This window comes from Acinetobacter sp. SAAs474 (genome assembly GCF_032823475.1).
GTDB lineage: Bacteria > Pseudomonadota > Gammaproteobacteria > Pseudomonadales > Moraxellaceae > Acinetobacter.
Window position 1 is genome coordinate 1,729,557 of sequence record NZ_CP127915.1, and the last position, 25,485, is coordinate 1,755,041.

General features: G+C 36.7%; 24 protein-coding genes. 7 read left to right on the top strand and 17 right to left on the bottom strand.

Translation table 11 applies throughout. From position 1 onward, the window contains the following. Positions 1-34: 34 nt before the first annotated feature. Positions 35-1,417 (bottom strand): adenosylhomocysteinase, encoded by a 1,383-nt coding sequence (gene ahcY / locus QSG86_RS09015; RefSeq protein WP_317031184.1) that lies wholly within the window; start codon positions 1,415-1,417, stop codon positions 35-37. 210 nt (positions 1,418-1,627) lie between these two features. Between ahcY and QSG86_RS09020 the strand changes: the two genes are divergently transcribed. Next, entirely contained in the window at positions 1,628-2,167 is a 540-nt protein-coding gene (locus QSG86_RS09020) for a cysteine peptidase family C39 domain-containing protein (RefSeq protein WP_317031185.1), read from the top strand. Positions 2,168-2,297: 130 nt separating this feature from the next. Here QSG86_RS09020 and QSG86_RS09025 read toward each other — a convergent pair whose 3' ends face one another. From QSG86_RS09025 to lipA, 8 genes are all read right to left on the bottom strand, one after another. Continuing rightward, complete coding sequence (locus QSG86_RS09025; protein WP_317031186.1) at positions 2,298-2,807, bottom strand: tetratricopeptide repeat protein; 510 nt, start codon at positions 2,805-2,807, stop codon at positions 2,298-2,300. A 206-nt stretch (positions 2,808-3,013) separates the two neighbouring features. Continuing rightward, positions 3,014-3,352, bottom strand: coding sequence for a DUF3325 domain-containing protein (locus tag QSG86_RS09030; protein ID WP_317031187.1), 339 nt, complete (start codon positions 3,350-3,352; stop codon positions 3,014-3,016). Further along, positions 3,349-5,073, bottom strand: a complete 1,725-nt coding sequence (locus QSG86_RS09035) for a PepSY-associated TM helix domain-containing protein (protein WP_317031188.1) — start codon at positions 5,071-5,073, stop codon at positions 3,349-3,351. The genes QSG86_RS09030 and QSG86_RS09035 overlap by 4 nt, the downstream gene beginning before the upstream one ends. A 1-nt stretch (position 5,074) precedes the next feature. Then, positions 5,075-5,428 (bottom strand): hypothetical protein, encoded by a 354-nt coding sequence (locus tag QSG86_RS09040; RefSeq protein WP_410487522.1) that lies wholly within the window; start codon positions 5,426-5,428, stop codon positions 5,075-5,077. A 356-nt stretch (positions 5,429-5,784) separates the two neighbouring features. Then, positions 5,785-6,768 carry an SDR family NAD(P)-dependent oxidoreductase gene (locus QSG86_RS09045; RefSeq protein ID WP_317031190.1) on the bottom strand — a complete coding sequence of 328 codons (984 nt, stop codon included), beginning with the start codon at positions 6,766-6,768 and terminating at the stop codon, positions 5,785-5,787. Between the two features lie 25 nt (positions 6,769-6,793). Continuing rightward, positions 6,794-7,114 carry a hypothetical protein gene (locus tag QSG86_RS09050; protein WP_317031191.1) on the bottom strand — a complete coding sequence of 107 codons (321 nt, stop codon included), beginning with the start codon at positions 7,112-7,114 and terminating at the stop codon, positions 6,794-6,796. Between the two features lie 18 nt (positions 7,115-7,132). Continuing rightward, positions 7,133-8,545 (bottom strand): alginate export family protein, encoded by a 1,413-nt coding sequence (locus QSG86_RS09055; protein WP_317031192.1) that lies wholly within the window; start codon positions 8,543-8,545, stop codon positions 7,133-7,135. A gap of 673 nt (positions 8,546-9,218) precedes the next feature. Next, on the bottom strand, positions 9,219-10,232 hold the full coding sequence (gene lipA / locus QSG86_RS09060; RefSeq protein WP_317031193.1) for a lipoyl synthase: 1,014 nt from the start codon (positions 10,230-10,232) through the stop codon (positions 9,219-9,221). Positions 10,233-10,445: 213 nt separating this feature from the next. Here lipA and sthA point away from each other — a divergent pair, with 213 nt between their 5' ends. After that, positions 10,446-11,861 (top strand): Si-specific NAD(P)(+) transhydrogenase, encoded by a 1,416-nt coding sequence (gene sthA, locus QSG86_RS09065; protein ID WP_317031194.1) that lies wholly within the window; start codon positions 10,446-10,448, stop codon positions 11,859-11,861. A 134-nt stretch (positions 11,862-11,995) separates the two neighbouring features. Here sthA and QSG86_RS09070 read toward each other — a convergent pair whose 3' ends face one another. The 7 genes from QSG86_RS09070 to map all read right to left on the bottom strand — a co-directional run bounded on the left by QSG86_RS09070 (position 11,996) and on the right by map (position 20,095). Continuing rightward, complete coding sequence (locus QSG86_RS09070; protein ID WP_317031195.1) at positions 11,996-12,877, bottom strand: hypothetical protein; 882 nt, start codon at positions 12,875-12,877, stop codon at positions 11,996-11,998. Positions 12,878-12,887: 10 nt separating this feature from the next. Continuing rightward, a complete protein-coding gene (locus tag QSG86_RS09075) occupies positions 12,888-13,427 on the bottom strand; it encodes a fimbrial protein (protein ID WP_317033344.1) in 540 nt (179 codons plus the stop codon). A gap of 13 nt (positions 13,428-13,440) precedes the next feature. Next, the gene (locus QSG86_RS09080; protein ID WP_317031197.1) at positions 13,441-14,169 is read right to left on the bottom strand and encodes a molecular chaperone; all 729 of its coding nucleotides are present in this window, start codon (positions 14,167-14,169) and stop codon (positions 13,441-13,443) included. A 23-nt stretch (positions 14,170-14,192) separates the two neighbouring features. Further along, on the bottom strand, positions 14,193-16,592 hold the full coding sequence (locus QSG86_RS09085) for a fimbria/pilus outer membrane usher protein (RefSeq protein ID WP_317031198.1): 2,400 nt from the start codon (positions 16,590-16,592) through the stop codon (positions 14,193-14,195). Between the two features lie 109 nt (positions 16,593-16,701). Then, positions 16,702-17,274, bottom strand: a complete 573-nt coding sequence (locus QSG86_RS09090; protein WP_317031199.1) for a fimbrial protein — start codon at positions 17,272-17,274, stop codon at positions 16,702-16,704. Positions 17,275-17,642: 368 nt separating this feature from the next. Continuing rightward, positions 17,643-18,854, bottom strand: a complete 1,212-nt coding sequence (locus tag QSG86_RS09095; RefSeq protein ID WP_317031200.1) for an MFS transporter — start codon at positions 18,852-18,854, stop codon at positions 17,643-17,645. A 410-nt stretch (positions 18,855-19,264) separates the two neighbouring features. Then, entirely contained in the window at positions 19,265-20,095 is an 831-nt protein-coding gene (map, locus tag QSG86_RS09100) for a type I methionyl aminopeptidase (RefSeq protein WP_317031201.1), read from the bottom strand. A 211-nt stretch (positions 20,096-20,306) separates the two neighbouring features. Between map and rpsB the strand changes: the two genes are divergently transcribed. From rpsB to QSG86_RS09125, 5 genes are all read left to right on the top strand, one after another. After that, positions 20,307-21,056: a 30S ribosomal protein S2 gene (gene rpsB / locus QSG86_RS09105; protein WP_317031202.1), complete on the top strand. Its 750-nt coding sequence runs from the start codon at positions 20,307-20,309 to the stop codon at positions 21,054-21,056. Between the two features lie 141 nt (positions 21,057-21,197). After that, positions 21,198-22,073 carry a translation elongation factor Ts gene (tsf, locus tag QSG86_RS09110; RefSeq protein ID WP_317031203.1) on the top strand — a complete coding sequence of 292 codons (876 nt, stop codon included), beginning with the start codon at positions 21,198-21,200 and terminating at the stop codon, positions 22,071-22,073. 217 nt (positions 22,074-22,290) lie between these two features. Beyond that, the gene (locus QSG86_RS09115; protein WP_317031204.1) at positions 22,291-23,151 is read left to right on the top strand and encodes an AraC family transcriptional regulator; all 861 of its coding nucleotides are present in this window, start codon (positions 22,291-22,293) and stop codon (positions 23,149-23,151) included. A 297-nt stretch (positions 23,152-23,448) separates the two neighbouring features. Beyond that, positions 23,449-24,084 carry an AzlC family ABC transporter permease gene (locus tag QSG86_RS09120; protein WP_410487457.1) on the top strand — a complete coding sequence of 212 codons (636 nt, stop codon included), beginning with the start codon at positions 23,449-23,451 and terminating at the stop codon, positions 24,082-24,084. After that, entirely contained in the window at positions 24,084-24,398 is a 315-nt protein-coding gene (locus QSG86_RS09125; protein WP_317033345.1) for an AzlD domain-containing protein, read from the top strand. Before QSG86_RS09120 ends, QSG86_RS09125 begins: the two co-directional genes overlap by 1 nt. 325 nt (positions 24,399-24,723) lie before the next feature. On the opposite strand, the gene QSG86_RS09130 is transcribed toward QSG86_RS09125, so the two are convergent. Then, on the bottom strand, positions 24,724-25,338 hold the full coding sequence (locus QSG86_RS09130) for a septal ring lytic transglycosylase RlpA family protein (RefSeq protein ID WP_317031206.1): 615 nt from the start codon (positions 25,336-25,338) through the stop codon (positions 24,724-24,726). Positions 25,339-25,485: the final 147 nt, after the last annotated feature.

Here is a 25,485-nt window from a genome sequence, read left to right on the forward strand (position 1 = left end):
TTAAGAGATTCGCTGAGAAAGACGATATTAAAACTTAGTATTTATATGCATCTGATTTGAAAGGACCTTCTACAGCAACACCTAAGTAGTCTGCTTGTTCTGGCGTTAATTGTGTAAGCACACCACCAAAACCTGCAACCATCGCAGCAGCAACTTCTTCATCAAGTTTTTTAGGCAGTAATTCGACACGAATTGCACCTGCTTTTTCCGCCTCAGGCAAATCTGCGAATTTTTCAGCAAATAAATGCATTTGACCTAAAACCTGATTAGCAAACGAACCATCCATGACACGAGATGGATGACCAGTTGCATTGCCTAGATTTACTAAACGACCTTCAGAAAGTAAAATTAAATAATCATTTTCATTTTCTGAACGATAAACCTGATGTACTTGAGGTTTAACTTCAACCCATTGATAACCACGTAAATAATTAGTATCAATTTCAGTGTCAAAATGACCAATATTACATACCACAGCGCCTGCTTTTAAGGTATCTAACATGGCTGCATCACAAACATGATAGTTGCCTGTTGTGGTAACAATTAAGTCGGTATTTTGTAGTAGATCTAGATTTACATCTTCTTTTTTACCTGTTTGAATACCATTTTTATATGGTGAAACGACTTCATAGCCATCCATACAGGCTTGCATTGCGCAAATCGGATCAATTTCAGAAACACGAACAATCATGCCTTCTTGACGAAGTGATTGAGCCGAACCTTTACCTACATCACCGTAACCGATGACTAGAGCACGACGACCAGACATTAACATATCTGTACCACGTTTAATGGCATCGTTTAATGAGTGGCGGCAACCATATTTATTGTCATTTTTTGATTTGGTGACCGAATCATTTACATTAATGGCAGGGACTTTGAGTGATCCGTCTTTCCACATTTCTAAAAGACGTTGTACCCCAGTGGTTGTTTCTTCTGTAATTCCATGAATTTTAGCCAATACAGTAGGATATTTTTCATGTACTAGCGCAGTTAAATCACCACCATCATCCAAAATCATATTGGCATCCCAAGGTGTGCCATTTACATTGATTTGCTGCTCTAAACACCACATGTATTCTTCTTCAGTTTCGCCTTTCCAAGCAAAAACAGGTACGCCAGAAGCTGCAATTGCTGCCGCAGCATGATCTTGAGTTGAGAAAATATTACATGAAGTCCAACGTACTTCAGCACCTAATTCCACTAAAGTTTCAATCAAAACTGCGGTTTGAATGGTCATGTGGATACAGCCCAAAATTTTGGCACCCGCAAGTGGTTTTGCAGCAGAATAACGTTTACGTAGTCCCATCAGTGCAGGCATTTCTGCTTCAGCAAGTTTGATTTCTTTGCGACCATAGTCTGCTAAATTAATATCTGCAACTTTGTAATCTGTAAATGAAGCATGAACCGCGTTCATCACGATCTCCTTTAATAAAAATACTTGATCATTCAGTTCGCGGATGCCGTTGTTGATCAATATATTGACCGATGGTCGAGCCTAGCGATTTCACTTTACAGTAAAAACGTCGCAGCATCCCTCGACTAGCGAATTATTGTACTTGGAAATTGATTTAGTTCCAATCAAGTTTTGTTTATTATCAACACAATCATTTTTGGATTTTTGATTATGGCGGTAAATCTTCCTGAGCCCTTAGTAAATCTTGAGGCAAATTGTGGTCTTTATGCAATCTGGATGCTCTTACAGCATCATGGTATCGAAGTGGATATTCAACAGTTGATTGATCTGACACAATATGATGATCAAGAAGGTACATTTACTATTGCACTGGCTGTAGCATTAAAAAAGATGGGCTTTGAGGTTGCATTTTATACCGAGCAAGATCCTGATATTGGTAGCAAGGAGCGTGCTTTGTATCGAGAAGCACAGCAGTTAGATATTGCGATTCAACCTGCCTTAAGTTATGCACAAATTCAAACAGCGGTTGAGCAAGAAAAATTTGTGATTGTGTATTATGATACGTTGGATGAGGTTGGAAACCAGTCTCTGGTTTATGCCATTGATCATGAACAAATTTGCTTTTTTGATTCATTTGAACCCATGCCAGCATTACTTTTTGAAAATCAGCGTAAGGCAGCAGGCATTTGCCGACAAGTGATTGTGATTGATGATCAGCACTTTCACGTACGTTCTACTTTTAAAAGCTAGATTTGATCATCATTTTAAATGGCAACGATATTGTTGATGCGATAATCAAGCAGCAACAATACCTCGATTGTTGCGCTATACAGGGTTGCCGATCTGTTATACATCAATACTGAATACTGCCTATTGATACTCAGCCTTGATTTGCTTTTTCATTCCAAAAATCAGCTTGTTGTTCATCAATTTCAATACCTAGGCCGTTGGCGTAGATAAAGGCCAAATCACGCATGGCTTGAATATCTCCCCATTTTGCGGCTTGTTGAACCAGTTGAATGGATTTTTCTATATTTTTTTCAACAATATCGCCACGACGATAATATCCTGCAAGTTCTAAGGTAGCAGCAGGATGTTGTTGTTGATAAGCTTGATTTAACCAGTAATATCCAAGATCAAAATGACGATGAGATTCTTCAGGATCTTGTTGTTGTAATTCTTTTGCATAGACCGTATATCCTTCACCTAGCCAGTACATGGCCTCGACATGGCCTTGTTGGGCGGCTTTAAGTGCCCATTCTTCAGCCAGAATAATGTCATCATCATGCTCGCTTTGCATATAGCATTCTGCCAGTTCAAATTGTGCTTTGGCATGACCAGTAAGGGCCAAATTCATTAAAGCTGCTGGTGGTGAAATGGGAGTAGACATAGCACTCGATCCAAAAAAAATGATTTATAGATTAGAATAATGGTAGGAAAAAACAAAGCTAAAGCATAGATTATTATTCTATTTATTACACGCTCTTTTTAGGGAATCATGTCAGGCAGTTACTCAAATAATCCAGTACATCATGGCAATAATAATTAAAACTTTGCCCTATCGTGTCGATCGGGCAAAGTCATAATAGTGATGGTTTAGATCAAGGATCCGATGACACTGCAAAATGCGACAATCGTAACGATCAGTGCAATCATTTTAATATGATGCGCTTGATAGCTGAGTGATAGTCCAACAAATAAGCCTGCAAAAGTCACGCTACCTAACCAGTAGCTGATGGCATTACTGAGTGGATAGGGGAGAAGGCATAAGCTTGCTGCAATCAGTAGTAGAATCCAGCCGATCACAGTGGCAAATTTACACTGTTGCCGACTGAGTTCATGCGCAAAAATTTGTTTTTGATGTTTAGACATGCTGCAGGCTAAGCAAAAAAATCCTAGCGTGGTGATGGCCCAAATAAGCAAGAAGAACATCATAGATCAGACTCCTGTTGTTTAGGGGAGCCTTGACGAGTTTTTTGCTTGCCTTGTGGATGTCGTTTTACCTTGTAAAATGCATAAGCAAATACTGCAGATAATACCCACATCGCAAGATCAAAACTAGCAATGACCCATTGTCCTTGAACAAGTGTATGCCAAAGTCCTTGTCCGCCTGTTATTGCATTGATCAGTGGTAACAGCGCAAATAAGATACTGGCACAAGCAAGTAATTCTAACCATGCTTGACGTGATGTGCGACATATTGCATAAATAAGGGTGATCAGCCAAACGATAAAGAAAATACGAATTTCCCATTCAAGGCGCATATTCATGTCTGCTGGAATAAAGCGATTGGCATAAAAATAACCTGCACATGCAATCGGTAGGCCAATAATTGCAGCAATATTGGTCACTTCAACCAAGCGATAACCAAACGATTTATAGCCTTGCTTTTGTTGCTGAGGTGCACGTTTTACACACCATAAAATTAATCCTGTTGCCACCATCAGTGTTCCGACCACACCAGATAGAAATAATAGCCAACGCAGTGCTAATTGTACGCCGCGTGCTTCATGTAAGCTGGTGAATATATTGTAAATCCCCATGGCAACGGACGGATTTTTAAGTTGAGTATTTTCGTTACTGATGTTTTGACCTGTGACACCATCAAATTGTAAATTTGCATAAACATTACGAAATGCGACGCTTTCCCCATGTAACGCACGTAATTCAATTTGTGCTTGTGTGGTGTTTGGTGCCATAACCGTGATACTACCCACTGGATTATCATGCCATTGCTGTTGAGCCGTATTCACAATCGCGCTGATATTGGCTAACGGTGCAAATTGTTGTTCACTATTTTGCCGTTGTCGATCAGCTCGCATCGTAGATTGCTCACCACGTGGAGGACGATTCTCATTCATCTGGTGTCTGCGTGGTTCAGATGAATGCTTTGGTTTTGATTCTGCAGAATTATTGTCTAGCAAAGCTCGACTTTGCTCTTGTAAAAATTCCCCTCTATTTTCATAAATCCGTTCAATTCCCCAAGGCATCAGCGTAAATAATAATAGCAACAACCCACTAAAGGTGATCATAATGTGGAAGGGTAACGCCATGACAGCAGTCGCATTATGTGCATCTAACCAAGAGCGTTGACCTTTGCCGGATCTAAAGGTAAAAAAGTCTTTAAAGATTTTTTTATGTGTTATCACGCCACTGATAATGGCTACAAGCATCAGTAGTGTTGCAATTCCAACGATCCAACGTGCCCAGATACGCGGCAGGCCATAGAGTTCAAAATGGAAGCGATATAAAAAAGAGCCGCCACGTGTTTCACGTGCTTCCAGTACTTGTCCGGTGGTACTATCGAGTGTAATTCGTGTTCCACCACGTCGAGCACGAGGATCTTCACCTTGCTTGCGAACAATAATCTGCGTGGTATTTTGACGAGCATGCGGCAGTTGAATGGTCCAGCTTGCAGCATGTGGATAGTGTTGTTGTAAATAATTAAAGGCGACTTGAGTTTGTGCAATCTGCGATTGTTGCGGAACAGATTGATGTAATTCAGGTTTCATCCAGATGCTGATTTCATTTTGGAAAAAACTTAAGGTGCCTGTCACGAAAATAGCATAAAGTAACCATCCTAAAATCAAACTTGCCCATGTATGTAACCATGACATGGATTGGCGTGGACCTTCCTGTTTGGCATCTACACGCATATTATATCCCTACGAGCTGATACATAAGGTAAAGGACCGTGCTTGGGATAATAATACCTAAACTGGCTTTTAGGGTTTGATGAACCATGAAAACCCAAATAAATGCACCGGCCCAGAGTGTCAGTGCAATTAAGGTGGCACTCATGGCAGCACTACCGCGATAGTCGGCAAAATAATGTGCAATCAGAATGGCACTCAATGTGGCTAAAATATATCCACCAATCAATGCCAAAGCAAAACGATAAAAAATCATCATACGATAATGAATCAGTGATGCTTGAGGCTTATTTTTACGTCTATTGACCGCAGTAATAGGCGTATTTTGCGAATCGAGAATATTACTGGAATTGTTCATCATGATTTAAAACAGTGCAGTAGGCAATAATGCAAATGATAACAATTATTATTAGTATTTTAAATATTTACTTTCGATATATAACATGATAAGTAGAATGATTCTGATAAAATTTTTATCATCAATTTAATTGAACCGCTGTTTTTGGATCATATGATGAAATTGAATATTCAATTTTAAAAGATGCAGCCATAATCAATAAAAAGGCAGTTATCGATTGATCGGGTAGGGTGATGCTTAAGACAGGAGCAAGTATTAGAAGATGGTCATTGTGTCAGATGACCATCATTATTTTAACACTGTAAAACAGCGATCGATTTTAAATCAAGTTTTATCATCTCTATGGATTAATGACATTAAAATGCTGTCCATCCACCATCTGTTGCCCAAGTTGCACCAGTGATATTTGAGGCTTCAGGGGAAAGTAAAAATAAAATGACACTTGCTTGTTCTGCTGCTGTTGCCTGTCTATGTTGAGAGTCTGAAAATTGTAATAGGCTCATGGTTTTAACCATTGCAGTATTGGGTATTTTTGCTAATTCTGGATTGGATGCACGTTCTTTTTGTAGTGTTGCGACTTTTTTAAAAGCAGCATCTGTCATGGGGGTTTCGGTTGATGCCATATTGACAGAATTAATTCGAATACCATATGGTGCATAATCAATAGCGGCATTACGCGTTAGACCTGTAACAGCATGTTTACTGGCAACATAAGCAGGTGTACCCCCAAATCCGGTTAGCCCTGCGACAGAGCCAATATTGACGATCGCTCCTCCTTTGTTTTGCTTCACCATTTGACGTAATTCAGCTCTTAATGAACAAAACATTCCTGTTGCATTTACAGCCAAAGTACGATTCCAATATTCATCCGTAGCTTCATGAATTGGTGCAAAAAGTTGTTTTCTTTGTTGATTGACATTGACCTTTGCATCGGGTGCGATGGCATCCATGACACCTGCGGCATTTAATACTGCATCAATTTTTCCAAAATTATTGACTGCAACATTGACCATACGATCACAATCAGCCGTCTGACTGACATCCGTCGCAACAAAAACAGCTTTTTTACCGAGTTTTAAAATTTCAGCTGTCGTTTCTTCACCTTCTTTTTTTAAAATATCTGCAATAACAATATTGGCACCTTCTTTTGCTGCACGTATTGCTGAGGCTTTACCTATACCTCTTGCACCACCTGTCACTAAAATCGTTTTACCTTCAAAACGGCCCGGAATATAGTAATCTTCTGAGATTGCTTCAATATCTAATGCATGTGCCGTTGCAGATACGGCTGTCAAGATCAATGCGCTGATCGTAAAATGGGCGAATATTTTTTTCATCATTTTATTTTCCATGTTTGGGTGAGTGTTAAAAGGCATAACGGATAAAAAACATCGTACTCCACCAGTCTTTTTGCTGATGGTTAAGAGCTTGTTTAATGGCTTCTCCTGGGTGTGTATAGGCAATATGTCCATGGATATAGACTTGCTTTGAGTGAAAATATTTCACAGTCATATTTAATTCTTGGCCATAATCTTTTGACTGTAAGTTGGAAAGTGCTGGATTACCGCCTAAATTTAAAGTTGAGTCTGCTTTAAATAGCCAATATTGTGGAACGAGTTCTATTTTTTGATGTGGTCGTAGACGTAATTGAAAGCGATGTGCAATTAAGTTTGAATCTTGTACCACTTTAAAGTGGTTGATCCCTTACACCCATTGTTCACCATTACCTCCTGAAAATAGTGGGTCCCAACGTTCATAGCGTTTAGTATCTGGCTGATCTCCTGTAAATTTGGCATAGCGGTAACTAAAACTAGGTGACCATTTTGCCATTGGCCAACGGTATCCCAGTTCAGCATTATAGGCTTGAGCCTTCATGGCGAAATTTTCATGTGTTTGTTGGGCATATTCACCTGCTAAAAAAATACCACCCTGATGAGTCGGTGTTTTATTCCAGTGTGCACGAATATCCCAGACGTTTAGTCCTTGACGTGTATATTTTTCATGGGTAGGTAAATAATAGTAAGCATTTGATTTTGCTACTTTAAGATAGCTGAATCCTAAATCTGCTCTGGCGATATTGGTTTGTAGATTAATACCATTAATAACGGTTTTTGTATCCAATATGGACAGCTCGCTAGGATCGACTCGGAAAAATTCTAATCGATGTCTATTGTATTGAATTTGCGCTTTTGCAACAAAATCTGCAGACCATCTTGCATTGGATTGTAGTGCTGCTCGTTCCCCGCCATTGGCTGCAGTATTAATAATTAACATACCATCACCTAGGGTGAATCGTTCACGACCAGCAGAAAGATTTAAAACGGCTCTATTACCCTTTGTGGTTGTCGTTCCTGTAACGAAGCCAATATATGCATCTTCGAATGCTAGATAGCTTCTGGTCTTGTTTGTAAATAATTCTTGCCCGTTCGAAAAAGAACCTATTGCACTGATTCCGGCATATCCATAAGTATTTGTGCTCAGAGGATACATACCATATAAACCACCATGGATATAATTTTCCACCCAATCGTCATAACCTTGACCTGCTGATTTGCCATCAACTAACGGATTGCCAGCCAACATGGCTTGAGGATTACCGTACCATGCATTTTGATTGGCGTAATATAAGCCTAAAGCTTCAAATTTTGCTTTGAGAAACTTGCCATCTTGATGATAGAGTACGGGGAATTTTGTGGTATTGTCTGCTGTCAATGATGCTGTTTGTGCGGTTATATTGGATTTGATATGGAGGGACAATATGATGTTAACACCGCCATATACGCCCGTTTCTAAACTGTAGCTCAGATCACTTAAATCGGGATTATTCTTCAGTTGTATAAGCGCAAAATCTAATTTTTCTTGGCTAATATGATCACCTGGGAATAAAGCCAATTTGGTCCTGATCTGATCAATAAACTTACGATTATAAGCTGGATCTGATGTTGGATTGATGAGATTGATTTTTAATTCATCAATACGTCTGGTGGTAAATTCAATCGGTGTATCTGTTGCTTGAGCAAGATGAGGGACTAAAAAGCTCCAACATAAAATTAAAAGATATAATGGCTTTAAAGCAGTTGTTCTAGGCGTAATATGCGATGGAATCACTGCGCGCATGGGTGACTCCATATTATTTTATCGCTATAAATTGTTATCATTTGGTTTGTTCATAAAAAAAATTAATCAAACGATAAACTTATTGTTATTAAATTAAAACCCAGTAGCGAGATATACTATATTAATCAAATAATGGCTAATTTTTAGCATAATTATTTTTATAACTAATTATTAAATATCATTATTTTAATTGATTAATTTTTTTATTGCCAAATAATAATTTTCCAATTGGTAAAATATTATTAATAATTTATTGATTTTATTTAATTATAATTAATAAAAATAGTGGTGATTTTCTTGCTTATACGATACATTTGTTGATTTTTTAATCATATATTATGGGTTTAATATATTTTTAGAAGATTTTTTGATGGAAGAAGATATATAAACTGAACAGATTTAATGGCACGATTATGGTCATTTGGGGGAATTTATTTACAGCATCTTATTACGAGGTTTAGCGCTTTATAATGTTATGGTTGACGTGCAGTCAGTAAAGTAGGATGAGATAATGTGTTTAAGATCATACAAAATTGAGCATTGCTTGATGAGGATGCAATAGTAGAACAGTCAAAATAACTAAAATAGTAAACACTACATAACGATTTGCTCGTTAAATCATGGCCTCATGTCAATCAGAACCTGATTGACATGAGGCCATATGATCATTTAATCAAGCTTCAATCGTTTGTACGGCAATTTTTTTAGCAGGATCGGCTTTACGACGTACAGCAGGTACGGGTTCACCATAATATTGACGATCTGCAAAATAACTTGAACGCACCATAGGTGCAGACCAAATATTTCTAAAGCCAAGCTGACGACCATGTTCTGCATAACGTTCAAATTCTTCAGGCGTTACAAAACGGTCGATTGGTGCATGTTCTTTAGAGGGTTGCAGATATTGTCCAATCGTAACATAGTCAACATCATGGGCACGTAAGTCATCAAGTAATGCAATGACTTCTGCTTCAGTTTCTCCAATTCCTACCATTAAACCACATTTGGTTGGTACATCTGGACAATATTCTTTAAACATTTTTAATAAGTTTAATGAGTGTTGATAGTCTGAACCTGGACGCATGGCTTTATAGAGGCGAGGAACGGTCTCAATGTTGTGGTTAAATACATCGGGTGGGCACTCTGTCATAATTCGCAGCGCAATATCCATACGGCCACGAAAATCTGGCACTAAAATTTCCAATAAAGTTTTAGGGCTAAGTTGGCGTGCTTCTTTAATACAGTCAACAAAGTGTTGTGCGCCACCATCAGTAAGATCGTCACGATCGACCGAGGTAATGACAGCATATTTTAAACCTAAATTGGCAATGGTTTCGGCCATATGACGAGGTTCATCTGGATCCAGTGCATTTGGACGACCATGTGCAACGTCGCAGAATGGACAACGACGTGTACAGATGTCACCCATAATCATAAAGGTTGCTGTACCGCCACCAAAACATTCAGGTAGATTTGGGCAAGCGGCCTCTTCACAAACAGTATGCAATTTTTGCGCGCGTAAAGTGGTCTTAATTCGTTGCACTTCTTCGGGTGCAGACATTTTGACACGAATCCAATCTGGTTTACGTGGTGTTTCAACCGTAGGAATAACTTTTACAGGAATACGAGCGACTTTTTCTGCGCCACGAAGTTTAATACCCTGTTCAGGTTTACGGTTTGCTGACATATTTTATTTTCCACTGTTTTGACGGGGGATACTATTCCTACACTATACCTTGTATATTATAACTGAAGCCATAAAAAAATGGTGACAGAATAGTATTCATATAAAAAATGTAATCATCACTGAATATATACTAGGTAAATACAGCAAATTCATATGAATTACGTCATAATAGTGTGAAGATAAATGATCGATTTTTAAATAAAGGAGCGTTGAATGCCACGTAAAAAAGAGGTCCTTGGAGGAGCTTTCGTAAAGTATGATGCGGTCGTTCTCGGTTCAGGTCCTGCGGGTGAAGGCGCGGCAATGAAACTTGCTAAATCTGGTAAGCGTGTTGCAATTGTTGATATACGTGAACAGTTGGGTGGTAACTGTACCCATGTTGGTACGATTCCAAGTAAAGCATTGCGCCAAACAGTATCGAGTATCATTCGTTATCAGCGTGATCCAATGTTTCAAAAAGTAGGTGACTGGAAACACTTTACCATGAAACAAGTATTACGTAATGCGCATAAAGTCATTCAACAGCAAGTTGAAACGCATTCGCGTTTTTATGACCGCAATAAAATTGATATTTATCATGGTCGTGCTTATATTCAAGATCAAAATACGATTTTGGTCTTTAGTCCTGAAGGGATCAAAGAAACTTTAATTTTTAAGCAATTGGTTATTGCAACAGGTTCGCGTCCTTATCGTCCTGAAATTTTAGATTTTAATCATCCACGTGTATTTGATTCAGATAAAATTCTAGATCTAGATTTCCCGATCCAAAAAATTATTATTTATGGTGCTGGTGTTATTGGTTGTGAATATGCATCCATTTTTATTGGTTTGGACCATAAAGTTGATTTAATCAATACACAAATGAAATTATTAAGCTATTTGGATGATGAAATTTCTGATGCGCTTTCTTATCATTTACGTGAGCAAGGTGTACTGATTCGCCACAATGAGCAAATAGATCATTTGGAAACATTTGATGATCATGTGGTGCTGTATTTACAAAGTGGTAAGAAAATTAAAGCAGATGCTATTTTATGGTGTAATGGGCGTTCTGGAAATACAGATGGTTTAGGTTTGGAAAATGTAGGCCTAAAACCGAATAGTCGTGGTCAATTGGCAGTCAATGATCAATACCAAACAGAAGTACCGCATATTTATGCTGCTGGTGATGTGATTGGTTGGCCATCACTTGCCTCTGCTGCATATGACCAAGGTCGTTGTGCTGGTGCGAATATGAGTGGTGAAGAAGGTGTTGCACCAGTCACGGATATTCCAACTGGGATCTATACAATTCCTGAAATTTCCTCGATTGGTAAAACTGAGCAGCAATTGACTGAAGAAAAGATTCCTTACGAAGTCGGGCAGGCCTCTTTCCGTCATTTGGCACGTGCGCAAATTACCGGAGATACGGTGGGCGAGTTAAAAATTCTCTTCCATCGTGAAACATTGGAAATTCTAGGTGTACATTGCTTTGGTAATAATGCATCGGAAATTATTCATATTGGGCAAGCCGTCATGAATAGTCCAAATAATACCATTAAATATTTTGTTGAAACGACGTTTAACTATCCAACCATGGCAGAAGCCTATCGTGTGGCAACTTTAAATGGAATGAACCGTTTATTTTAAAGCGGATCTTTGGTGAATAAAAAACCCATAAAGTACACTTTATGGGTTTTTTTAAAGCTTAAAAGTATTCATTATTGCAAAAATCAAATCGTTATATTTGGTGAGCTGTTTGCATAAAATTCAATTGAGATCATTTAATCATAAGATAATGTGACATAAGCAAAAGAAGAAAATTCCCCTGGTGCAACATTATTATTTAACGCCACTAAGGTTGATTGTACGGTAAAAGTTGTGCCATTTTCAGAAATATTAAATCGGGTTGGATTGCTAATATTTTGTCCGTTAATGGTTAAATAACTCAATAAATTGCCACTATCTTCTAGGCGAATTTTGGTACCTGGAATATTGATACTACTTGGACTTAAGTCTTCATCTGGTGCAGTAATTGAAAGTAAGACATTAACATTTTTATTACATTTGATGCGAAAATATCCCAATTTAACATCATACTTATTGATTAAATTTGCGATAGTATGTGTGCCATGATCAATATCTACATCTTCTGTTTCTAAACTACATTCGGTATTTGGGGGGGCAATTTTAGCACATGTTCCACCACTCATGACAATATAGTTCGCACCGCCAGAGACTTTTGAGATCCCCATAGCACCGCACCATTCTACCCCTTCATTACGTCGATCTGATGCAGTTGAGTTTACAGTATAGATGTAGCTATTACCGATGGCTTTATAGTAGGCCGTGAGTGCCTGTCCAACAGTGGTTCCTGTAAAAGCAACTCTTGGAATACCTGGGTCAGGATTATATTTCTGATTGGGATTATTTGATGCTTGGGTATTAATTTGAATATAGCAGGTCGTTCTACAGTCCATATTTAAAGGTTCTGTAGATTTTAAGCTGTCTGCGGTTAAATAGAGAATAGCGGTATATTTAAAACGTGTTCCGAATGGTGCATTTGGATCATATCGCGATACCGGTATACTGACGGTCCATGCATCTGCTGCATATAATACGGATGGGCATATGAGCAGAAATAAAACAAATAAATATTTATGCATTATATCTACCTTATTGATATTCAACTAAAAAATTTGCTGTTGCATAAAATTCACCCAATCTAATTTTGCGAGAGTTAATCGCATCTTGGCTGGTTTGAACAAAAGCTTTTAAATGAATAGATCGATTATTTTCGATATTAAAAGTGGTACTTTCTTGATTCACTGGAAGTGGCGTGCCATCTAGATAAGTTAATCGAATGGCAAAACCAGCAGGTGCTGAAGCAACATCACCATCTATAGCCAACAAGCCTTGTAAATCAGAATAAAAACTTTCTTCTCCCATAAAGGTAATTGCTGCACTATTATCATCGATTTGGCAGTCAGAAAACTCAATTATGACATCTTGACTTGGAGAGCGTTGATTAAAAAGTAGATCCTTGTTGGTTAAGGTACCAAATTTAACGAGTAAATCTTTATTTTTAATGGTACAGGTTGGCCCTAAAATCGTACCATGTATATGTATTACAGTTTGTGTAATATCTGCTGCATAGGTCACAGAAGTGCCTATGAGTGACGACAGTATGGCAAATCGGTATAAACTCAGCAGCATCATCATCTCTCCATTATTTTTGAATTGAACAACTCTGGTTGCTGCAGTTAAAACGCATTTTTTGTTTACCACCATAATCGTCTAGATAAGTTAAAAATGGTGTTTTACCGATTTTTTGCTGATTGATGTTGAGTGATAAATCACTGAATGGAGCAACCATAAATGATTTAAATCCTTCAAATGCTTCAGTGTTTTTATCTTCTGAGATACCAATAATGGTAATGTAATACGGTGTTGGATTAGAGGCGATCAATCCTTGATTGGTTTGTTTTAAAATCAATTGCTGCTGCCATGGATGATTATTAATTGCTGTACCATCTACATATAATGCTTTTGGTCGATAAAAGACTTTAATTTTAGTTTGGATCGAAAGCTGCATAACATTGGGCTTATCACTTTTTGGTGGTATTGCCCTAAAGTTAAAATAATAAACGCTTTCACGATCTTGTGGCAGTTGTACATTTTTCAGCTTTTCTAATTTAATTTGGGATGGTTGCTTCGGTTCAATACGTTGAATAGGAGGCGTGACTGCAAAAGGTTGATCAATTTTTTGTCCTTGATCGTTTTCCAACCATGCTTGAGCAAGATAGGGAAGCTTTTCACTTGAATTAGAAATATTTAAAGAAATTGCTTTGTCTTGTTCATTATAAATAACCCGTGTTCGATCTAAAGATAGGGACGCATAACTCAGGCTAGGTACAATAAAACAAAATATTGTCAGTGATTTAGAAAATGGATGCATAGAAATTTACCTTAAAATTAAAGTTACTGACAGATGAGCTGGTTATGACTGGCATCTAACGTTATTTTTTCAGCAATATGAATCTTACATTGCGTACTATTTAGCATGGTCATTTCAGCATTTGGCAAAATACCAGAAAGATAAGTTTTACCTTGTTCACCGACAATTCCGGTGATAAAACCTTTTTGATTGCGTATTTCTGTGCCAAATTCAGGGTAGTTGCCATTTGCTAATTTAATGGTCACCATCATTTTTTCTCCAGCATTAACTAAAAATTTCTGATAACCAATTGCACCTTGTGTTAAAGAAATAGTTTTTACACTTTTAACCACATCTGCATTTTCAGGTAGTCGATTTAAGTCAATCGCAATATTATTACGATAATAGTCACGAACATCTGGTGTAACTGCAATACCAAACATATTGGAATATGCTGGTATACCATAGCCCTTGACTGGAATATCACTAATTTGATCTGTATCGACCAAAACGCGTGTACCACCTGGAAGATTAATACGATGCAGGTCAACACCCTCTGCTGTTGCTGTTAATCCACCTTTAATGTTAATACCGAGGCTTAAATATTCACCATCTTTATAACTTGCAGATAAATTGCTATCTAGACGGTTACCTTGATGATAGATAAATGAGCTAGCAGTCAAGACATTATCATCCTGACCAATTCCAGCACTAAAGTTTGTTGCTTCATTGACACGATTAAATACATTTAAGCTGGATGAAAAATTATTATTTTTTCGATAGTTTGCATTGTAGCTTACAGACGCATTTGTCTTAATAGGAATGGAAAAACGAAGATAGGCACCATAATCATTTTGACTGGTTGATTTATATATACTTAAATTTGCATTAATATTCTTATAACCCTCTAGATCAAAGTATTTATTGATATTGACTTCAAAACGCTCTTGATTTTCATTTAAATGAGTTTCATTATTATAGTATGATAATAAAATAGAGGCTCTATTATTTATGAAAGTCTTGTTAAAAGAGATATTTGTTGTTTGTTTAATATTTTGATCGTTATTTATATAATTGTAAAAATCAGAATAGTTTCTTTCATAAAATGTAGTAGAAAACTGGAGTCTGGAACTAATATTTTCTATATTTTTATAATAATTGAATTGATATCCAGTACCATTTTTATTTTCATTAGAGTTTAAAATAAATGAGTTTAAAAAACTAAAAGAAAATGCACCAAAATCAGATAAATCTTGTCCAAATCCTAAATTAATATTATGAAAATCTTGAGATGATAATAACCCTGAATAAATAGATGTTTTATTGTTTAAACCATAAGAAATTTCACCTGATGCAAAAGTCTGATTAATCAAATGATGTTCATCACGTGGTTGGCCAACAGTGGCCTTATAACGAATACGTCCAGGACGGGTGAGATAAGGAGATGCGATCGCATCTACCTGATAATTTTGTACACGACCATCTTGTTCTTCTACTTTAACATCGAGTAAGCCATTGGCGGAGTTAGGTAAATCTTGAATAGTAAAATTACCAGCAGGTACTTGTGTTTGATAGAGAATACGACCTTGTTGGGAAATTGTCACTAAGGCATTCGAATTTGCAATACCAGTTACTTGTGGTGAATAATATCTTAAACTTGGAGGAAGCATATCCTCATTTGATTCTAATGTAATTCCCGTATAATTAAATGAATTAAATAAATTTGAATTAAAATAGGTTTCACCAATGAGCAAATTTGCTTGAATATTTTTTAATGCGCGATAAACATAAATATTATTAAAGCGAGAATCATGGGTTGTATGACTATTATTTTTTTGATAGTTGGCTTGCCATTCTGCTCTAAGTCGCCATTGATTAAAATTAAATCCTGCAATTCCATTAATATATGAAGTATAGTTTTTAGTATCAGCAATTTGATTATTAAAGTTTAGGTTGGCATTATAATCTAAGATAAAACCATTAATTCCATCGCTCCACATTTTTGGTGGATCCCAGTTATCTTCCGTATATTGTAGTAAATATTTGGGTATAATAAGGTTTAAATTTTGTGTCGATAAGTCAATTTTATACTCTGATCCAGAGACAGATGAGAATTCAAAGCATCCTGCAGCATTAAAAGTAATATGTTCTTCAGTTTTTCTAATAAAAGGAATTACATCTATAATATTTTTGCCTAAACATGGTTTAGATTTACCATCTTCATCAATAATGTTGAAATTAATATCTTTATAAAACTGGTTGTTAATATAAAGAGACATATTATATTGACCAGGATAAATATAGTCCTGATGAGAAAAGTTTGCGATATTAATTTTCTGGTTTTCTGAAAAACCTAACATTTTTTCATTGAATGTATAATCAACTGCATAACTGTTAGTCCCCATGATATTAATAAATATTAAAAATAAATTCCGTTTCTTCATATAGTAAATTTCTCTTAACTTAAAGAAATAAAATATCTTTTTTTTATTAAGATAAAGTATAAATTAAAACAAATACCACATAATGATTATGTGGTATTTGCAACAAAACTTATTGATAACTTAAGGTAAAGTTGGCATTGGCGTAGAATTCACCAGTCATAATGCTTGAATCACCTAAGCCTTTTACATAAGAAGCAAACTCAAGTGTATTTGGACCACTTTGTAGTGTGCCTAATTTAAGTGGCGTGTTGTTTTGAACTTGTTGATTTCCTGAGGTAATGACAATTCCCACACCTGAGTTTGCAACACCATCTAAGCCAACATAATTCACTCCAGGTCCGGTATCTGCGGCACTGGTATAGCTAAATTTAATAGATAAGTTATTTCCTACATACTCTCCAGAACCTGGAGTCTTTTCATCGAATGAGCAGTCAGCCAGTTCAATTTGAAATGGTCTAATATGGCTTTCACCAGTATTGGTATTTTTTTGTAATACTTTATTAGAGATTTGTCCAAATTCAACTTGAATCGGGTCATCAGAAACGATTGAACAAGGTGAATTAATAATATAACCATGAAATTTTACTTGTCCAGAGCCTTGACCTTGATCACCAGCAGCATGGACAAATGTAGAACCTGATAAAATTAAAGACATTAGTACGGTTTTTGATAATTTATTCATTTTCATAACCTTATAATCATATTGAGACCAAAGTATCAAATTTACTTTGAAAAATAAATATGTATTTTATGTAAACTTTTATTGTATTTTTAATGTGAAAAATATTTTTTTGCATTTATGGCGTTACGTATTTTGGATTAGTTATGTAAATAGATGAAGGTGATTTACACCTTCATTAAACATCATAATCTTAATGGATATTGGATGTGAATAAGATTTATTCTATTGCAGAAAGATATAAAAACTAATGCGCACAAAACGCTTGATTAAAGTATGTAAATAAATCAGGTGTGTTAAACCATAGAATTAGTGATAAACCCAGTAAAGCAATAATCGCGATGTATAGGATGATTTTTCGTAGTCCAAGATTAGTCATCAACAACAGCCTCCTCATTGACAAAGAAATGTACCATGACACCAAGTAGGCTGAGTAAAATTGCAATCAACCAAACTGCATTATAATTTCCTGTCATATCATGATTAACACCACCAAGCCAGCCACCTAAAAATGATCCAACCTGATGGGTAAAGAATACAATACCACTCAACATGGTTAAATATTTTACACCAAACATATTGGCAACAATTCCATTGGTGAGTGGGACAGTGGATAACCAAAGTAAGCCCATAATAATGCCAAAGGTATAGATACTCCAGATACTTAATGGCAGCCATAAAAACCCAATAATGGCGATGCCGCGCAGGCCATATAGGCCCATTAAGAGGTGAGGTTTGGAGTATTTACCTCCCAGCCATCCTGCAGTATAGGTCCCGACAATATTAAAAAGTCCAACTAAAGCTAAAAATATCGTCCCTGTAGTTGCACTATAACCATGATCAATTAAATAACCAGGAAGGTGAATACCAATAAATACCACTTGAAAACCGCAAACAAAAAAACCTAAAGCGAGAAACCAGAAGGGCTTATGATTTTTTGCCAAAATCAGAATTTGTTTAAATGTTAGCGCAGCTTTATGAGGATGAGATACATTGGGGTCTACATACATCGGTGCTTTTAAAGTCCAAGCAAAAGGAATCACCAAAGCAATTAAAATGGCACTAACAATTAATGCACCTTTCCAGCCTAAACTTTGTAAGAGCAGTAAAGTGGTGGGCAGCATAATAAACTGTCCAAATGACCCAGCAGCACTTGCAATTCCCATGGCCATACTTCTTCTAGACGGATGTGCAGCACGTCCTACCGCAGATAATAACACTGGAAAAGAGGTAGCAGATAAAGCCAAGCCTAAAATAAGACCTGCGCTTAAGTTAAGAAATAATCCTGTTGAGCTGATTGCCATTAAAAGTAGGCCAATACAATACAGTAGCCCACCTACAGCAACGACAATTTTACTACCATATTTATCTGCAAATGCACCTGTTATAGGTTGTACTGCACCCCAGATCAAATTTTGCATGGCAATTGCCAAGCTAAATACATTATGGCCCCAGCCGAACGCATGACTCATTGGAATGAGATATAAACCAAAAGCATGTCGAATTCCTAAGGAAAGTGCTAAAACAAATGCACTACCAATCAGCATATAAATTAAAGTTTTAGAAAATTGAGTGTCTGACATTATTCGTCCATGAATGATGAATCTATTAATTCTAAGAGCCTACTATCATTGAACGGGCGTAGTGAGAATTAAATTTTTCAGGAATAAACTAATCGTAGAGGAGGATCATATTCAAGCTCAGATTTGGCTATGATGATCAGCACTCACTATGATTAGGTGTTAATGTCATGCCAAGATTGTTATACAATTCAATCAGGGCATGGTTCATGGGTGATTGAAGAGATAATCATTACAATGATTTTGAAGTAGATCATGTTCATAGTTGAGATGATTAAATATACACCAGCTTTAAAGTGATCACTAAAATTTAGGATAAATTAAGAGATGTATATACCATGATCTTGACTTCGTCAGGTGTTTAGGATATTGGCACTAAACTTCAATGTGCAATAGCATGACTAAAAGCTGAATTAAGCTGAATAGAAACGGGATAGATCCTCTTCAGGGCGTGCAGTTAAAATTTCCACACCAGTTTTAGTGACCAATAAGGTATGCTCATATTGTGCAGATAAGCTATGGTCTTTGGTCACTACAGTCCATTTATCACCGAGTAATTTGGTTTTCCAATCACCTGCATTCACCATGGGTTCAATGGTAAAGGTCATACCTTCTTCTAAAATCATGCCAGTATTGGGCTGGCCATAGTGCAACACTTGTGGTTCATCATGGAAGACAGTACCAATACCATGACCACAGTATTCGCGCACTACGCTAAAACGTTCAGACTCGACATATTGTTGAATCACATGACCGATATCACCTATCGTTGCGCCAGGTTTAACTGCCGCAATACCACGATACATTGCCTCTTGTGCAACTTTGCATAAACGGTTAGCAAGGATCGTGGTTTCATCACCGACGATATACATCATATTGGTATCACCGTGAAAGCCATCTTTAATCACCGTGACATCAATATTTAAAATATCACCCTTTTTTAAAATTTTTGCCGTAGATGGAATACCGTGACAGACCACATGGTTGACAGATGTACAGATAACATGCTGGAAAGCTGGACGTCCTGGCGCTTCACCATAACCTAAACATGCAGGAATAGCATGTTGTGTATTGACAATATAGTCATGACAGATGGTGTCTAATTCAAGGGTTGAAACTCCTGGTTTGATATGAGGTTTAATCATATCTAATACCTCAGCCGCCAGCTTGCCAGCGATACGCATTTTTTCAATATCTTCAGCAGATTTAATTAAACGACGGGGAGCTTCATAAGTAGTATTCATTATCTTCAAAAACTTTTGGAAATTTATATGTGACTATGGTATAAATAGCCGCCCATTTTATCAAATGCTTTTTTTGAATCAAAATCATCAATCGAATTGATAACTTGGCATGAACAAATCCGCACATATATCGACACATTGCTCTGGGTGCCCTTTAAGGGTGGAGAATGAGGGTATATGGAGGCCTAACCCAAACTTTAAGGTAAAGAAAATGGCAGATTATAACGTAAGTATGCGCGACCTTCTTCAAGCAGGCGCTCATTTTGGTCACCAAACACGTTTTTGGAATCCAAAAATGCGCGATTACATCTTTGGTGCGCGTAACAAAATTCATATCATCAACCTTGAACATACTGTTCCTGCGTTAAATGATGCTTTAAACTTTGCTAATAAATTAGCAAGCAAAAAGAATAAAGTTTTGTTCGTTGGTACTAAACGTGCAGCTTCAAATATCATCCGTGAACAAGCTCAACGTGCTGGTCAGCCTTATGTAGATCACCGTTGGTTAGGTGGTATGTTGACTAACTGGAAAACACTTCGCCAGTCAATCAACCGTTTAAAAGATCTTCAAACTCAATCTCAAGATGGTACTTTTGCTAAGCTGACTAAACGTGAAGCTTTAGAACGTACTCGTGAAATGGAAAAACTTGAGCGCTCTTTAGGCGGTGTTAAAAACATGGGCGGTTTGCCAGACGCTTTATTTGTTATTGACGTAGATCACGAAGCGATTGCAATTAAAGAAGCTAAAAACCTTGGTATTCCTGTAATCGGTATTGTTGATACAAACTCTAACCCAGATAACGTTGATTTTGTTATTCCTGGTAATGACGATGCGATCCGTGCAGTTACACTTTACGCTTCTGCTATGGCTGATGCGATTCTTGCTGGTAAAGAATATGCTCAATCACAAGCAAATGCACAAGCTAAAGCTGAAGAAGTTAAAGAAGCTCCTGAGGCTTAATGCGTTAGACGCTAGCTTGTCATTTTTACGACACGTGATAGTGGCAGACTAAGCGTTGTGTATGCAGGCGGCCCATGAGATTCCTCTGGGCCGTTTCTGTTCTAAAAAGAATTCATTTTCTACCGAATTTAGGAGATTAACATGACTGCTATTACTGCAAGCATGGTTAAAGAATTGCGTGATCGTACTGGTCTTGCGATGATGGAATGTAAAAAAGCTTTGACAGAAGCGGGTGGTGATATCGAATTAGCGATTGATAACCTTCGTAAATCTGGTCAAGCAAAAGCTGCTAAAAAAGCAGGTAACATCGCAGCTGATGGTGCAATTACTATTGCTCAAGAAGGTAATAAAGCAATTCTTGTAGAAGTTAACTGTCAAACTGACTTCGTTGCAAAAGACGAAAACTTTGCTGGTTTCTCTGCTAAAGTTGCTGCTGCTGCACTTGCTGCTGGCGAAACTGATGCTGCTAAAATTGCTGAACTTAAACTTGAAGATGGTTCAACTGTTGAAGAAGCGCGTATTGCACTTGTTCAAAAAATCGGTGAAAACATCCAAGTACGTCGTGCAGCGATTATTGAAGGTGAAAACCTTGCAGTTTACAAACACGGTTTAAAAATTGGTGTTGTTGTTGCTTATGCTGGTGATGCTGAAACTGGTAAAGGTTTGGCAATGCATATTGCTGCATTTAACCCAGTTGCTGTTTCTGCTGAACAGGTTCCTGCTGATCTTATCGCTAAAGAAAAAGAAATTGCTGAAGCGAAAGCACTTGAATCTGGTAAACCTGCAAACATCGTTGAAAAAATGGTGACTGGTTCAGTTGAAAAATACTTAAATGAAGTCGTTCTTGAGCGTCAACAATACGTTATTGATAACGAGAAAAAAGTTGCTGATGTATTAAAATCATCTGGTACAACTGTTGCTCAATTCGTACGTTTTGAAGTGGGTGAAGGCATTGAGAAGAAAGCTGAACTTTCTTTTGCTGAAGAAGTTGCTGCTGCTCAAGCTGCTGCTCAATAATTGAGTTATACATGAAAGCTAAATCGTGTTAATGCACGTTTAGCGCGTTATTCATGTCGATAAAAATGAGTGCTCTAATTGCACTCATTTTTATTTGTATAATAAAAAAATTATCATCATACTGTTTTTGAATAGGCATATTAAAAATAGCAATTTTGTTCTATTTAGATTTGAAAAATAAATTAAGCTAATACTTTGCAGTAATTTTTAGATGTTTATGGCTGAATTAAGTAAGGAGTTGGTACAGTATCATCATGTCGATGATCTTGATGGACTGGCATTTTTAACTGCACATTTCCAGCATACTCAATTTTCTAAACATACCCATGAAGGTTATTGTATTGGCGTAATTGAAGAGGGGGCACAATCTTTTTTACGTACTACAGGACAATATATTGCGCCAAAAGGGGATATTATTCTTGTCAATGCAGATGAAGTACATACCGGATCATCTGCAGTAGAAACAGGCTGGTGTTATCGTGCGATTTATCCAACCCCTGAAATGCTACAGCAGATTAGTTTGGATTTTTTTGATCAACATGGTGTAATTCCTTGGTTTCCTCAAGCTGTGATTCATGATCAGGGTTTATCGACACAGCTGCGTTTATTGTTTGATGTTATGACTCAACCTAATAACGTGTTATTTAAACAAAGTTTATATATATCAACAATGGCTTTGTTGTTACAACGACATGCTAATATTCGTCGTGAATTAAAACCACTTTCATCGATTGAAAATAAAATTATCCAAGTTAAAGAGCTATTATTGGTAGAACCTGAAAAAGAGCATAGTTTAGCCAGTTTAGCGCAGTACGTGAATTTAAGTCAGTGGCATTTATTACGTCAATTTAAACACTCTACTGGTTTGCCACCACACGCATGGTTAATCCAAATTAGATTGAGGAAAGCATTAAAATTACTGAAGCAAGGTCAAGATATTGCTTTAACCGCACAGCTTTGTGGTTTTTCAGATCAAAGTCATTTTAATCGTCATTTCAAAAGAGCGATTGGCTGTACACCAACACAATATTTAGCATATCAGTCCCAATCATTCTATCATCTCAATAAGTCATTTTAATCGCTAGATGATCATGATTGAGCAATGATGAGTGATCGTGAAAATAAATGAAAATTTTTAAATAAAATATATTTAATTGAGTTATTTTTTTGGTTAACTTTAAAAAATAGCATCAATATCAATCGTTTGAGTGCTGATTGACCTTGATAGAATTATTGCGCAATTTTGTTCAAGTATTTCAAGATTCAGAAGGCTAATGTGACTTTTTCTATTAAAGTCATATTGGGTATGAATTTCAAACATCGGCCATCACAACACAGTTCGGCAAGGTTAAATTTTTTATATGGTGTAAGAGATATGTTGCCATTATCTTTGGCCGTAATTCCTTGGGCTGTTTTAGCAGGTATGTTGGCAATTAATGCAGGCCTTACGATGACACAAGCAATTGCAATGTCTGTTTTTATTTTTGCAGGTACAGCGCAATTGGTGAGTTTGAGTTTATATATGGCAGGGGCATCAGCGATCACAATTTTATGCATGGTATTTTTTATAACCACACAACATTTTATTTATGCATTGAGTTTAAGATCAGATATTCAGCATTTGCCCATGATTAAGCGCTTATCACTAGGTTTTTTATTGACCGATGAGTTATATGCGATGAGTGAGCTGTATCCTGAGCGTCAGTATGTTTATTTATTGGGTGCTGGATTAAGCTTCTATTTATTTTGGGTTATTTTTAGTCTATTTGGGATTTTATTTACCGCGACATTAGGGCAATTTTTATCCATTTATCTAGATTATTCTATTGTTGCTATTTTTCTCGTCATGGCCATTTTATTGATTAAAAATAGATATACTTTAATTGCTGTGCTGATTTCAGCTACTTTCTCACTTATTTTTAAATCCTTGGATATTCAGTTTGGCATAGTATTGGCCAGTATTATGGGGATGTTGATTGCAGCAGTCATTGAGCAAAAAGGATCTAAATGATGTCTTGGATGATGATTTTAGGCCTTGCAGTGATTGTATTGATGAATCGTTATTTATTTCTAGATCGTCATTTCTACTTTAAGTTGCCAACCTTTATTGAAAATATGTTGAAATATGCAGCACCCTCACTGATGATTTCGATGAGTATTCCGATTATTTTTTATCAGCAACAGGATTTTCGTGGTGTTGTTGATAATTTATATGTTTATGCAGCGATTGTGACTGTGTTACTAGTGCTTTACACCAGAAAGATGTTACTCAGTATTTTGGGGAGTTTAATTTTCTTTTACAGTATCATTTATTTTATGACTTAAGCTTATTCTCTATTTTGCATCAGATTGATCAATATGCTGCTTTGAGGTCGAAGTGCTGGTTTGTATCATGTATTTGTGCTTAAAGCGTCAAAGAGATCAATTTAACAGCTATATGAGATGTGTTTGTATAGGATTGAATCGAATTCAATAAAATAGCGTATTTTTGAGTCAATCACGGTTATTTAGGCATGGAGGATTGCGGTGAAATCTATCGCACCATATGGGAAAAATTTTATTATCGTGATTGCTTAATTTAAAAAATAAAAAATACCAATTGATTTGAATTGGTATTTCTTTGATAGACGGTTAAATTGCATTAAAAGATTTAAGAATTGGGACCGATTACACGTTCAATACTTACTTTGGCTGTACCTTGATTGGTAATACCCAATTGTTTTGCGGCACCATAAGATAAGTCTACAACACGATTACCATGGAAGGGGCCACGATCGTTAACTTTAACGACTACGCTTTTTCCGTTGTTATTATTGGTTACGCGGATATAGCAGTTGAGTGGTAGTGTACGATGTGCGGCGGTTAAGGCATTCATATCATAAGTCTCACCACTTGCGGTTGGACGACCATGAAATTGGCGACCATACCAAGATGCAACACCAGTTTGACTAAATTTACGGACAGTATTTGAAGCAACGCTATTTAACTTTTCAATCACAGAAGGCTCTTCTTCTGGAATTTCAATTTTCGCAGCAATCGTTTGACGACGGATTTTATCGCCAGAACGTTCAGTGATTGAAAGGCTATTTAGATTAGATAAATGTGAGTTAAAGCTTTGAGCATCTTTATTGAGTACACGTGCAGCAAGACTTGAATTATCTGTATCATTACCAAATGATGAAGATTGCACCATCTCTGCTTGGGACTGACTTAAGGTAAATAAGACTGTCGAGGCTGCGAGAAAGGCTTTAATGGACGACTGCATCGTTGATTTAACTCCTAGGCTTACTTTGCTAAATATTAATTCATTGATCAATATTGCTAAATTTTCACCTATACATTTTGCTATTACAAATACATTTAATGATTTGAATCTGACAGGATAATATTCATCTAGACCTAAAGCTGTCTA